This window comes from Bacillus sp. RAR_M1_44 (genome assembly GCF_020165935.1).
Taxonomy (GTDB): Bacteria; Bacillota; Bacilli; order Bacillales; family Bacillaceae; genus Bacillus; species Bacillus altitudinis.
On record NZ_JAIUKX010000001.1, the window covers coordinates 879,642 to 892,503 of the forward strand.

Below are 12,862 nucleotides of genomic sequence, written 5' to 3' on the forward strand. Positions count from 1 at the left end.
GTGTTAACTGTATCTTAAGGATGAAAAATCCGTCTACAATCATATCATCAGATCATATTTACTCAGGGGAAGCTACTCAAAACGTTACATAAAACATAAGAAAATGATCCTAATCTCAGAAAATGATTATTGACAAACCTACCAGATTTTTGGATTAATAAACTAAGGGGAAAAGATTGTTTCGTTTGAAATGGGGGGTTTTATGAAAAGAAAGCAGTATAAATTTTATTACAAGCTGGTGACGTTTTTTTTCGTGCTTAGTACGATTCCTGTTATTATTGTCGGTATTTTTTCTTATCAGCATTCGCAAAAAACTGCACTCGAAAATATTTCAAATGAAAAGCTGGACAGCGTCAAACAAACGCAATCCAATATTGAGCATATTCTAAAGACAGTAGATCATTCTCTCACTCACTATGTCAGTTCGCCGCCTCTCCTTCAAACACTGGCAGAACCTTTAAATCCAGACCAATTCCAACTTTATAATCAAGTCCAGCAAGAACTGAATTACCTGCAAACCTTCGACACTGATCTCTCCAATATTACACTTGTTAGTAAAATGGAAGATTGGTATATGAACAATTCTGGTCTTTATCATGTCTCAAACGGGGATCAAGAGAAAGCGTTAACCTCTTACCTCAATATTCCGAGTCATTCCAGCTGGGCACTTGAAGAAAATAATCCACTTGTCTCAACAAAAGAAGGAAAGACATCCTTTTGCAAATACAATGTGAATTTAATCAAGCAGCTGCCGATGAATAGTGTCCAAAAAAAGGGGATCGCCGTCGCCAGCATTCCAAGCTGCGTGATTGCTGACAACATGCCTGACTTCTCTCAATCTGATAGTATGTTTGTCATTGATACAAACGGAAAAGTGCTGCTACATAATCGAAAAGAACAAATTGGTGACTCGTTAAAAAATCAAGATTTCGTCAAACATGTCCTGTCACTTGAAGAACGATCCGGACAATTTGATATGAAAATCGATGAACTAAACTATCAAATTACGTTTCAAAAATCAGATTATAACGAATGGACATACTTATCCTTTGTCTCCATTCCAGAACTAAAGCAGCAAACGAAATCAATCGGGTGGATCACCTTTATTATTTGCTTTATTTTGTTAGCGCTTTCATTATTATTTTCATGGTTTGGCTCTAGACACTTTTATAAACCGATTCGCTTATTATACGAATCCTTTGCACGTAATGAGTCGTTTTTGCATAAACAGCCTTTCCAAAATGAATTTGAGCTCATCGAATCGAGCATTAAACAAATGAAAGATCAAAACAATGATCTAGAGGAACGGATTGAGCAGCAAGTGACACACTTACAGCAATACTTTATGGTGCGGCTGCTGCTTGGCAAGCTGACGGAAGAAGAGATTCACAACCGATTTCAAAGTCTAGGCTTTCCTCGTGACTGGTCCCATTTGTCCATGCTTGTGACCCAAATCGATACACTAAAAGGAACGCCGTATGAAAAAAAGGATGCAGACTTGCTTTTATTTGCGATAAATGGACTGATTGAGCAAATTATTCCGCTAGAGGAGCATCTTCAGCCAACCGTTGTCAATCAGCATCAAACGACGATTGTTCTCAATCAATCGAAGTCAGAAGAGGAATTTACTGAATATTTAAATCAATTAGCCGAAACAATTCAGCAGCGGATTGAGGAAGAGCTGGGCTTGTCGATCAGCATTGGGATCAGTCGCTCATTTAAAGAGCTCTCTATGGCCAAACATGCTTATATTGAGGGAAAAGAAGCCTTAAAATACAGGCTCAAAGCAGAGAAAAAATCTATTCTTTTATACGAACACATTCAGCAAGGAAAGACGTTTAAAACTCATTTCCCAAAACAGCTGCAGCATGATTTATTTGATGCCATTAAAGCAGGCGATCAAGGCAAGGCAGATCACTATTTACATGTGCTTCTGCAATCCATTTTTTCTAAAAATGCTGGACCACATGAGTACCAGATTGCTCTCGCTCGTTTTTTAAACAATCTCATCGAGCTGATGCATTTGCTAGGCATTGAATTGTTTGAAGTCGAAGATAATAAAATGCTCTATGATACGATCTTTGAGTTTAAAACGTTTGAAGATACAGAAGCGTGGCTGAAACATGAGATCATTCGACCCATCATTGATCAGCTCGGCGCACGTGAAGACTCTCAATATAAAAATATCTCAGAGAAAATCATTCATATCATTCATCAAGAATTTGACTCAGATTTGACATTGGACGAAATCGCTACACGCCTGCACTACAATCCAAATTATTTAAGTAGTATTTTTAGAAAGGAAATGGATATCTCCTTTAGTGAATATCTCTCGTCTTACCGACATCATGTCGCCAAAAACTGGTTGGTGGAGACGGATATGTCGGTGAAAGAAATTTCGGAAAAGCTAAAATACAAAAATCCGCAAAATTTCATCCGCTCCTTTAAAAAGCTGGAAGGCACGACACCTGGGAAATACCGTGATCAGAAAAAAGGCACATAAAGCAAAGTCCCGCTCTCACAAGAAGCGGGACTTTTTTATTTAAACTGTTCATTTAGAATACTGTCTTCCAGCACTGAAAGCGGCTCGCCATACACTCGTTCAATATGGGCTGCACCCCAATCACATAACGCATTCAAAATTCGCTCAAGTGACTGTCCGTATTCACTTAATTCATACTCCACTTTAGGCGGCACTTGTTCATATACAATGCGGTTAATCACACCGTCATTTTCAAGCTCTCGCAGCTGCTGTGTGAGCATTTTTTGCGTGATATTTGGCATGAGACGCTTCAGTTCACTCGTCCGCTTTTTCCCATGTGTTAAATGACATAAAATGACACACTTCCATTTCCCGCCGATCACCTCAAGCGTTGCCTCCACAGAGATATTATATTTCTTCTTTTCCAACGTCTCTTCACTCCTTTTGATGCTGTACAGGCACTTTTTAGTACCTATATTACAAAAAAGTACGTACTTTTTTTTCTGTCATCTATGTTAGATAATAACTCTTGCCGATCGGCTTCGTCTATTAAAATGTCATGAAAGAAGGATGTGAATCACGATGCAAAACAAACAAAATCACTTTGCCCTTCTCGCACTAGCGATTAGTGCATTTGCTATAGGTACAACTGAATTTATCTCTGTAGGTCTTCTGCCGATGATCTCAGAGGACTTTGGCGTGAGTGTCAGTCAGGCCGGCTGGACCGTTTCTTTATATGCGCTCGGTGTTACCTTTGGCGCACCAATTCTAACCTCACTTACGTCAACGATGAAAAAAAAGACATTGCTTTTGCTCATTATGCTCGTCTTTCTCATTGGAAATACACTTGCCACGATTGCCCCGACTTTTTCTGTGCTCTTAATCGGACGAGTGATTTCAGCCCTATCACATGGCGTATTTATGTCGATTGGTTCGACCATTGCCGCAAGCCTTGTGGTGAAAGATAAGCGGGCAAGCGCTATTGCCTTTATGTTCACTGGTTTAACAGTCGCTACTGTGACCGGTGTGCCATTCGGTACGTTTCTTGGTCATGAGCTCGGCTGGCGGACGTCATTTGGTGTGATTGTCATGATTGGCCTAATCGCACTGATTTCTAACTATTTCCTTGTTCCGTCTCAATTGAAACAGGGCGTGAAAACAACGTTTAAGGATCAAGCAGCCTTATTAAAGTCGAAAAGAATGTTGCTTTTATTTGTCATTACTGCTACAGGGTATGGAGGAACCTTTGTCGTCTTCACCTATTTATCCCCTCTCTTACAGCATGTGACAGGTCTTGCGCCTGGAACAGTTGCCTTGATCCTGCTGTTATACGGGATGACCATCGCCGCTGGGAATGTCATTGGCGGAAAAGCAGCGAATAAACAGCCAATGAAAGCACTGATTTATATGTTTATCATTCAAAGTCTCATCTTGTTTATCCTTAGCTTTACTGCTGGATTTATGGCACTCGGGATTGGAACTGTGATGCTGATGGGACTGTTTGCTTTCATGAATGTCCCCGGCCTTCAAGTTGCCGTCGTTGATTTTGCAGAAAGGTATACACCTGGAGCTGTCGATGTTGCTTCCGCTCTGAATATCGCTGCCTTTAATGCAGGTATCGCCATTGGTTCATTTTTAGGCGGCATCGTGACAGATACCCTTGGGCTTGTGCATACTGGCTGGGTTGGCGGCATCATGGTGCTCATGGCTGCCTTACTCACAATGGTGAGTCATCAAATCGAACAAAAAGAATACAAACAAACCATGTAAAGGAGTCTTTCATATGAACAATTTACAAAGTACAAAAACATTAAACAACGGGGTCCGCATGCCAGGATTTGGTCTTGGGGTCTTTCAGGTTGAAGAGGGAACGGAATTAATTGAAGCTGTTAAAACAGCCATTCAATTAGGATATCGCAGTATTGATACAGCTTCTATTTACGGCAATGAAGAAGGTGTTGGACGAGGCATACAACTTGGTCTAGCAGAAACAGGCCTTCGCCGCGAAGACATCTTTGTGACATCCAAAGTGTGGAATGCCGATTTAGGATATGAAGCGACACTAAAAGCATACGAAGACAGCCTGAAAAAACTTCAGCTTGATTACCTTGATCTGTATTTAATTCACTGGCCAGTTGAAGGGAAATACAAGGAAGCATGGCGCGCGCTTGAAACGCTGTACCGTGAAGGAAAAGTCAGAGCCATCGGTGTGAGTAACTTTCAGCCGCATCATCTAGACGAATTATTGAAAGATGCGGACATCATTCCAGCAATTAATCAAGTCGAGTTTCATCCAAAACTCACGCAGGAAAGGCTGTTTACGTATTTGAAAACACATGGCATCCAAATGGAAGCCTGGTCACCACTTATGCAGGGAGAGCTGCTGCACCACCCGCTGATCATGGAGCTTGCAGGCACATACAGCAAAACACCTGCTCAAATTATTTTGCGCTGGGATGTGCAAAAAGGCGTCATTACGATTCCTAAATCAACGAAAGCCCATCGTTTAAAAGAAAATGCCGATATTTTTGATTTTGTCCTATCTGATGAGGATATGAAGCGCCTGTCTGACTTAAATGAAAATAAACGAATTGGTCCTGATCCAGACAACTTCGATTTTTAATGAAAACACCCCCGCTTTTTACTAAGCGGGGGTCTTCATGTTCATCATTTTGATTTTTTAAAGGAAGCTTCATATTCTTCTATGATTTTATTTCCACCATTTGATTTCCACTTCTCTACATCTTTCTTAAATTGTTCTTCGTTGATATCACCAAGAATGAACTTATAGGTCGCATCATCGATGATTTTCTTCAATTCATTTCCTCGCTCTGATGCTGTTTCTGAATACAGGCTTTCAGCAGGGTTAGCGACAATGATGTTTTTATTGTCTTCTTCCAGCTCTTCATATTTTGTACGAACTGCATCGCCTTTATTTTTCAAGTAACGTTTATCAATCCCTACGAGGCTGACAAGCGGCTGTACATCTGTCTGCCAGCTTTTCACTTGGCTTTCTTCCCTCACAAATGTATTTCCATCTTGTTTGTTATAATGCTTTCCATCAATCCCGTATGTCATGAGACCATACACGTCTTCTTCTGCAATTCGGTCAAAGAAAGCCAAAATTCTCTTTAACTCTGCTTCTGATTTGACGCTTGTTTTTGGGAAGGCGAAGATGCCATTATGGCCGCCTGATGCCCATACACGTTCTTTTCCATCTGGGCCTTTGATTCGGTTGATAATATCCACTTCCATGTTTTTATCTGTTGCATCATCTCTTAAGTTCACTGCATCTACCATATTTCCTACATAGATACCCGCTTTTCCTTGTGAGAACAATTCTTGCTGCTGCGTTTTGCTTGTGACTGGGAAGTCTTTGTTTATATAGCCATTGTCACGCAGCTTTTTCATATATTTCATTGTATTCATATACTCATCTGTCATAAAGTCTGGCGTAAATTTGCCGTTTTCCTCTTTCCAATCTGTTGGCATGCCTTCATAAGAACCAAGCGTTTTAAATGCACCGTAAATCAAATCGTTACGGTCTGTAAAACCAATTGTATCGTCCTTGCCATTTTTGTTCGGATCTTTTTCAGTAAATGCCTTGGCTACTTCATAAAGGTCATCCAGCGTTTTTGGTGTATCCAAATTTAAATTTTCAAGCCAATCCTTTCGAATGACAATCCCTTGTCTTGAAAGTGGTCTCTCTCTATAAATGCCATAAAGCTTCCCATCGATAGAGGCATTTTTATTAATCAGTTCGTTCATCTTACTTAAATTTGGATAATCCTTTAAGTATGGACCGATTTCCCAGAACATGCCTGATCTGAACGCATTGATAGCAGATGAATTCTTAATGTCTTGAATCGTCACAATTTGCGGGAGGTTCCCTGCGGCAAGTGCTGAATTTAAACGGTCTTCTTTCACCGCATCAGGCACCCACGTAATATCAAGCTCTGTATTTGTAAGCTTCTCAATCTCTTCTAACACTGAATCTTTTGGCGGCTGCTGATGATACAAAATCGCCATCCATGACAGCTTCACCTTTTTGTCTAAATCAACCTTTTCATCTGATGAGCTTGCCCCTTTACTTGAACAAGCTGACAGAATACCGCTTGCGGCAAATAACAAAACAAAGGCAATCAGCCATAATTTCTTTCTCCCCATAAGATCCCTCCGTTATTCCATCTTTTTAACCCTTTACAGAACCTAGTAATGCCCCTTTGTTGAAATGCTTTTGAATAAATGGATAGACAAGCAGAACGGGAATGGTCGCCACGACGATGACCGCCATTTTAATGGTTTGGTCTGGCGGCGGTGTGGATGAGCCCATATCTGACATATCTCCCTGCATACCGCTTGATACAATGACGATTTGTCTTAACAGGACCTGAATTGGCCATTTCACCGAATCGTTTAAATATAAAATGGCTGTCATGTACGTATTCCAATACGTCACGGCATAAAAAAGTGAAATCGTCGCAATAGCTGGCAAAGAAAGTGGCAGCACGATTTTAAAGAAGATCCCTAAATCGTTACAGCCGTCCATCTTCGCTGATTCTTCAAGGCTTGCCGGAATGTTTTGAAAGAAGTTTTTCAAAATGATCAAATTGAATGCATTGATGGCCACTGGCAGAATGAGTGACCAGTAAGTATCAAGCAGCCCAAGTGTTTTGACGACGATAAACGTCGGAATCATCCCTCCGCTAAACAGCATCGTGAAGACAACGAGAAACATGAGGGTTCTCCTGCCCTTTAGCTCCTGACGAGACAGCCCATACGCCATGAGTGACGATAAAAACATGCTGACCGCTGTTCCAAGTAATGTCACAAGAATGGATACAATCAGGCTGCGATACACAATATCTGTAGAAAAGATATAGCGATAGGCCTCTAGAGAAAACGTCGTTGGAAACAAAATAAACTTCTTTGAGATGACCTCTTCTACTGTCGCAAAAGAGGCGGCAATGACATGGATGAACGGGAGCACACATATTAATGCGAACATGAGTAGAAAAGAGTAATTAAATACATTGAACAATCGGCCTTTAATAGAACGATCTATGTTCATCACGCCCTTTCTTTGTAAGCGTTATCATTTCGTCTGAACATAAGCTGCAGCCTTTGACGATATCGTGATTAAAATGTAACAAACGGGGGAAGAAAGCGTCTATAATCATCATGACAGACCACAGAGATGATCATGCCATTCGTGCTTTTAGCCTCATCGATGAAAAGAAAAAGATCATCAGCTAATGTCATGATTATGCCCTATGCCTGATCGTTTTCTTTCAGAATTTCTGCCGTATTGACATCTGGCCTGTAGCCTAACTCCTGCTTCGTTTTTTCAGTAGACCAAGGTTTTCCTTCGTTTTCTGATGCGGCATAATAAGTCCCGAATGGAACGTCCGTTTCGATGGCAGCCTTGATCATGCCGAAAAGGTCTTCATGTGAAAGAAGCGTTCGTTTCGTTCTTTTTTTAGTGTGCAATCCTTCCATCTCATCTGTCACGACGGTTCCAATTCTCAAATTGATGACAGACATACCTGTTTGATCGTGAAACAAACGCCCAAGCTGTTCGGAAGCAAATTTTAAAATGCCATACACATTTTTCGTTGCTGGTACATCATCAGTCGTAATTTCTCGCCCTAGTAAGGAGTGACCATCTTTTTCATAGCGATCTGTCACATGATTACTGCTTGCAAAAATGACTTTTGGAATGCTTAACCTGGCCGCTGAACGAAACATATTATACGTGCTTATCCAAAACACCTCATTCATTTTTGCAAACTCCTTTTCATTCATCACATCATGCGTCATGTCTATGTTTAAAAGATGAATGATCACATCTGTATCTCTTGGAATGGCTTGAAACAACTCATCATCATTTGCCGCATTTGCAAAAATGACTTCTTCTACACATCTTGTTTGATCAATGATGGTCAGGTCATACTCCGAAGAGAGCTCTTTAGTTAATAAACGTCCGATGACACCACATCCGCCAATCATGGTGATTTTTTTCATCTGTTTCCTCCTTCATCTTCTATCGGAGTAGTATGTCCATGCCGTCTATTGATTACAGCCACTTTTTCAAAAAACGTGTAGCCTCGTGGCGCATAGCAGCCGTTTCAAAATGACCTGCATGTAGACCTATAAGCTGATAACGTTCCTTTAAGGAAGCAGCTTGATAGGCTTGACTTAATGTCTGTTGAATTCGTCCAACACCTTCAGCAGGTGTAAGCTGATCATGCTTTCCAACTAAGCTTAAATGCGGTCTTGGGAAAATCATTTCTTGGATGTCAGCTGCTGTAAAGTGCTTAGCTAAGCTCGGTACATAATAGTAAAAACCGTGTCTATCTAAATGATTCTTTTCAATCAATGTGTGATGATCAACCTGTGCGCAAAGATCCACACACACACTGACCCTCTCATCAAGTGCTGCCGTCCACCATGAAAGAAGGCCGCCCATTGACATCCCAAAAACAGCTAAACGCTCTGGAAGCACATCAGAGCGGGACAGCAAATAATCAATTGCACACATGCTCTCATACAGCATCATGCCCCACATCACTTTTCCTGTTAACAGCATTTCTTTGAAAATTTCACTTTCTGTTCTCCCCCTTCTTTCACCAAATCCCGCATGATCAATCGCCAACACACTATAGCCTTTTGAAGTGAATTCTTTTGCGTATGAAGGCGCTTGCAAATAATGAGCCCCCTTCAATAACTCTTCTTTCCCATCCACATAATTCCCACCATGAGAATGCTGGAACAAGACAACAGGCCTTTTTTTCACTGTATCTTTCGGCTTCACAAAATAAGCCGGAACTTCCTCCACCCCATGAATAGAGAGAATGAGTGTTTCTACTAAGTACGATTCACGTTCCTCAATCTTTAACGTATACGCCTCTACACGATGGCGCTCCGGCATTTCCCCTAATAAACTGAGCAGTTGTTCACGTTTGCTTTCCTTTTCCATTGACGTCACTCCTCATTTTCTTGATCAACTTGTTAAATACGAGATTGATGGAGGAATCACCTTGTTTTCGACAAAATTATGTCCCGGGAAATAAACAACACCCATCGGCTGATACCGATGGGTGCGTTCATTAGTTTGCGACAATATTGACAAGTTTTCCAGGAACCGCAATCACTTTACGGATTGTTTTCCCTTCAAGCTGTTCTTTTATCCGTGCATCATTTTTCGCAAGCTCTTCTAGCTGCTCTTTTGTTGCATCAGCAGGAACCGTTAATTTTGCTTTCACTTTTCCATTTAGCTGTACGACAATTTCCACTTCATCATCGACAAGTTTTGACTCATCATATTGCGGCCATGCTTCATAAGAAATAGACCCTTCATGACCAAGTTTATTCCAAAGCTCTTCCGCTACATGCGGTGCAATCGGAGAAAGAAGTTTCACAAATCCTTCTGCATATTCTTTCGGCAGTGTGTCAGCCTTGTATGCATCGTTGATGAACACCATTAATTGTGAAATCCCAGTATTGAAACGTAAGCCTTCATAATGATCCGTTACCTTCATGACGGTTTCATGGTAGCTTCGCTCTAATGGCCCGCCAGATTGCTCTGTCACTTTATCACTGATGGAGCCATCTTCATTTGTAAACAGACGCCATACACGATCTAGGAAACGACGAGCACCATCAAGACCTGTTTCAGACCAAGCAATCGACGCATCTAAAGGTCCCATGAACATTTCGTACAGTCTTAATGTATCTGCACCATGAGATTCTACGATATCATCTGGGTTGACAACATTCCCTTTTGATTTACTCATTTTTTCATTATTTTCACCAAGAATCATTCCTTGGTTGAACAATTTCATGAACGGTTCTTTTGTTGGAACAACACCAATATCATACAAGAATTTATGCCAGAATCGTGCATATAGCAGATGAAGCACAGCATGTTCTGCTCCACCAATATACACATCAACCGGAAGCCATTTCTTCAGCTTTTCAGGAGATGCAAGTTCTTCTGTGTTATGTGGATCAATATAACGTAAGAAGTACCAGCAGCTACCTGCCCATTGTGGCATCGTATTGGTTTCACGGCGTCCTTTTTTACCTGTCACTGGATCGACAACCTCTACCCAATCTTTAATATTCGCTAAAGGTGATTCACCTGTTCCGCTTGGCTTAATCTCAGTCGTCTTAGGCAAAATCAGTGGAAGCTCTTCTTCTGAAACAGCTGAAGATGTTCCGTCCTCCCAATGAATAATTGGAATTGGCTCTCCCCAGTAACGCTGACGGCTGAACAGCCAGTCTCTTAAACGATAAGTGACTTTCTTTTCACCTTTTTGATGTTCTTCCAGCCATGCAATCGCTTTTTCAATTGCTTCTTCTTTCCCTAAGCCGTTTAAGAAATCAGAGTTGATGTGCTTTCCATCACCTGTGTAAGCTTCTTTGTCAATGTCTCCACCTTCGACAACCTCTTTGATTGGAAGATCGAATGTTTTGGCGAATTCATAATCACGCTCATCATGAGCAGGAACTGCCATGATCGCTCCAGTGCCATATGTGGCTAACACATAATCTGCAATCCAGATCGGCATCTTTTCCCCATTCAATGGATTGATGGCATAAGCACCTGTGAAAATGCCCGTTTTCGTTTTAGCAAGATCTGTTCGCTCTAAGTCACTCTTAGACTGAATTTCTTTGATATATGCTTCAACTGCTTCTTTTTGAGCAGCTGTTGTAATTTTTTCAACTAGTGCATGCTCTGGTGCAAGAACGGCATATGTTGCACCAAATAGTGTATCAGGACGTGTTGTAAACACAGTAAACTGTTCGTCATGTCCTTCTACTTCGAAGTGAACATGTGCACCTTCAGAACGTCCAATCCAGTTGCGCTGCATGTCTTTGATGCTTTCAGGCCAATCAATGTCTTCTAAATCTTCTAACAGCCTGTCCGCATATGCTGTAATTTTTAGCATCCATTGCTTCATTGGACGTCTTTCAACAGGATGCCCTCCGCGCTCACTTTTCCCATCAATGACTTCTTCATTTGCAAGGACTGTACCGAGTGCTGGGCACCAGTTTACAGGTACTTCATCAATATACGCCAATCCTTTTTCGTACAATTTCAAGAAAATCCACTGGGTCCATTTATAATAATTCGGATCTGTCGTGTTAATTTCTCGATCCCAATCATACGAGAAGCCCAATGATTGAATTTGGCGGCGGAAATTATTAATGTTCTCTTCTGTAAATTCAGCTGGATCATTTCCTGTATCCAGCGCATATTGTTCCGCTGGAAGACCAAATGCGTCCCATCCCATTGGATGAAGAACATCGTATCCCTGCATACGTTTCATACGTGATAAAATATCCGTTGCTGTGTATCCTTCAGGATGCCCTACATGAAGCCCTGCTCCTGATGGATAAGGAAACATATCTAGCGCATAAAACTTTGGCTTATCTTCCGAGTCAGATGTGGCGAATGTTTTATGTGTCAGCCAATAATCCTGCCACTTTTTTTCAATTTCCCGATGCTGAAAACTCAATGTGAAAACCTCCTTTAATATGTACGGCTTTATCTGCTCAGATGACCACTGCAAGAATTCAGATTTTTCTAAAATCAACAAAAAACCCTCATCCCTGGAAAGGGACGAGAGATTTTTTGGTTCCCGCGGTACCACCCTTGTTAGCGTCATGAACTGTTCATACGCTCACTTAATATCTTTAACGCAGACATGCGACAGAAGCTTTAACGCAACTGCAACTCTGAGGCGAGTTCAGAAGCAGATTTGATTGACTTTCACCAGCCGTCAATTCTCTAAAGACAAATACTGCTTTCCTACTACTCCTCTTCACTGTTCTTATCGTAACCGTCATCTAAGTAGTATTTTATAGAATTATGATCATAAGTGCAAGCAGGTTTGTATACAATGGGAATGTACCCTAGACTAGGGTAAAGTGAGGATATTATTCGTGTGGAGATCGGTTATGACGGTTGGAGCCTGCATCCTGTGAACGTTCTTCTCTCACAAAATCGAAGCTTCGCAGAACTGCTTCTCCTCCGTAACCTGAAATAATGGATAAGATGATCAAGTGCAGACTAGATTCGGGATTTGAGGATAAGACAAGCAGTGTAGCAGCAATCATCCCAACGAGCCAATCTTCAATAAACCCTAGATAAATAAACTTCTTTGTCATTCTGGGCTTCTCTAGCCTGCCTTTTTTCTTTACGTGACCGAGAATGCCCATGACCCCTCCAATGGCGCAAGCAATAATGACTTGTTGCAGCATTTTCATCACCTTCCTAAAGCCCTTAGAATAGTAAAGCGACTTCAGGCTGTCCAGCCCCCTGTAATGCCATTCTGCTGTTCCGTCATAATCCATGTAAAAGGTCTATTCTCT

Annotated in this window: 10 protein-coding genes and 1 other annotated feature; of the genes, 3 read left to right on the forward strand and 7 right to left on the reverse strand. The window is 41.3% G+C overall.

Going from position 1 to position 12,862, the window contains the following annotated elements; genetic code table 11:
• The first annotated feature begins 202 nt into the window (after window positions 1-202).
• A complete protein-coding gene (locus LCD34_RS04660) occupies window positions 203-2,503 on the forward strand; it encodes a helix-turn-helix domain-containing protein (protein ID WP_019743703.1) in 2,301 nt (766 codons plus the stop codon).
• Between the two features lie 35 nt (window positions 2,504-2,538).
• Here LCD34_RS04660 and LCD34_RS04665 read toward each other — a convergent pair whose 3' ends face one another.
• Entirely contained in the window at window positions 2,539-2,910 is a 372-nt protein-coding gene (locus LCD34_RS04665) for a winged helix-turn-helix transcriptional regulator (RefSeq protein ID WP_008343017.1), read from the reverse strand.
• A gap of 148 nt (window positions 2,911-3,058) precedes the next feature.
• Between LCD34_RS04665 and LCD34_RS04670 the strand changes: the two genes are divergently transcribed.
• A complete protein-coding gene (locus LCD34_RS04670) occupies window positions 3,059-4,252 on the forward strand; it encodes an MFS transporter (RefSeq protein WP_411910431.1) in 1,194 nt (397 codons plus the stop codon).
• 13 nt (window positions 4,253-4,265) lie between these two features.
• Window positions 4,266-5,105, forward strand: a complete 840-nt coding sequence (locus tag LCD34_RS04675; protein WP_046527555.1) for an aldo/keto reductase — start codon at window positions 4,266-4,268, stop codon at window positions 5,103-5,105.
• Between the two features lie 44 nt (window positions 5,106-5,149).
• Here the strand turns inward: LCD34_RS04675 and LCD34_RS04680 are convergent, their stop codons facing one another.
• The 6 genes from LCD34_RS04680 to LCD34_RS04705 form a co-directional block, all read right to left on the reverse strand.
• Window positions 5,150-6,649 (reverse strand): extracellular solute-binding protein, encoded by a 1,500-nt coding sequence (locus tag LCD34_RS04680; protein ID WP_007501870.1) that lies wholly within the window; start codon window positions 6,647-6,649, stop codon window positions 5,150-5,152.
• Between the two features lie 25 nt (window positions 6,650-6,674).
• Window positions 6,675-7,535, reverse strand: a complete 861-nt coding sequence (locus LCD34_RS04685) for a carbohydrate ABC transporter permease (RefSeq protein WP_224559348.1) — start codon at window positions 7,533-7,535, stop codon at window positions 6,675-6,677.
• 218 nt (window positions 7,536-7,753) lie between these two features.
• Window positions 7,754-8,506: an NAD-dependent epimerase/dehydratase family protein gene (locus LCD34_RS04690; protein WP_224558590.1), complete on the reverse strand. Its 753-nt coding sequence runs from the start codon at window positions 8,504-8,506 to the stop codon at window positions 7,754-7,756.
• 52 nt (window positions 8,507-8,558) lie between these two features.
• Window positions 8,559-9,461 (reverse strand): dienelactone hydrolase family protein, encoded by a 903-nt coding sequence (locus LCD34_RS04695; protein WP_007501875.1) that lies wholly within the window; start codon window positions 9,459-9,461, stop codon window positions 8,559-8,561.
• A gap of 130 nt (window positions 9,462-9,591) precedes the next feature.
• The gene (gene leuS / locus LCD34_RS04700) at window positions 9,592-12,006 is read right to left on the reverse strand and encodes a leucine--tRNA ligase (RefSeq protein WP_058213933.1); all 2,415 of its coding nucleotides are present in this window, start codon (window positions 12,004-12,006) and stop codon (window positions 9,592-9,594) included.
• 97 nt (window positions 12,007-12,103) lie between these two features.
• Window positions 12,104-12,325: a binding site (T-box leader), on the reverse strand.
• A gap of 102 nt (window positions 12,326-12,427) precedes the next feature.
• Entirely contained in the window at window positions 12,428-12,757 is a 330-nt protein-coding gene (locus LCD34_RS04705; RefSeq protein ID WP_008343006.1) for a DUF4257 domain-containing protein, read from the reverse strand.
• Window positions 12,758-12,862: the final 105 nt, after the last annotated feature.

Excerpts from the sequence above, each read along its gene's own strand:
- LCD34_RS04660 (WP_019743703.1), top strand. The coding sequence starts at position 203 with ATGAAAAGAAAGCAGTATAAATTTTATTACAAGCTGGTGACGTTTTTT.
- LCD34_RS04675 (WP_046527555.1), top strand. The coding sequence starts at position 4,266 with ATGAACAATTTACAAAGTACAAAAACATTAAACAACGGGGTCCGCATG.
- LCD34_RS04680 (WP_007501870.1), bottom strand. The coding sequence starts at position 6,649 with ATGGGGAGAAAGAAATTATGGCTGATTGCCTTTGTTTTGTTATTTGCC.
- LCD34_RS04690 (WP_224558590.1), bottom strand. The coding sequence starts at position 8,506 with ATGAAAAAAATCACCATGATTGGCGGATGTGGTGTCATCGGACGTTTA.
- LCD34_RS04695 (WP_007501875.1), bottom strand. The coding sequence starts at position 9,461 with ATGGAAAAGGAAAGCAAACGTGAACAACTGCTCAGTTTATTAGGGGAA.
- LCD34_RS04705 (WP_008343006.1), bottom strand. The coding sequence starts at position 12,757 with ATGAAAATGCTGCAACAAGTCATTATTGCTTGCGCCATTGGAGGGGTC.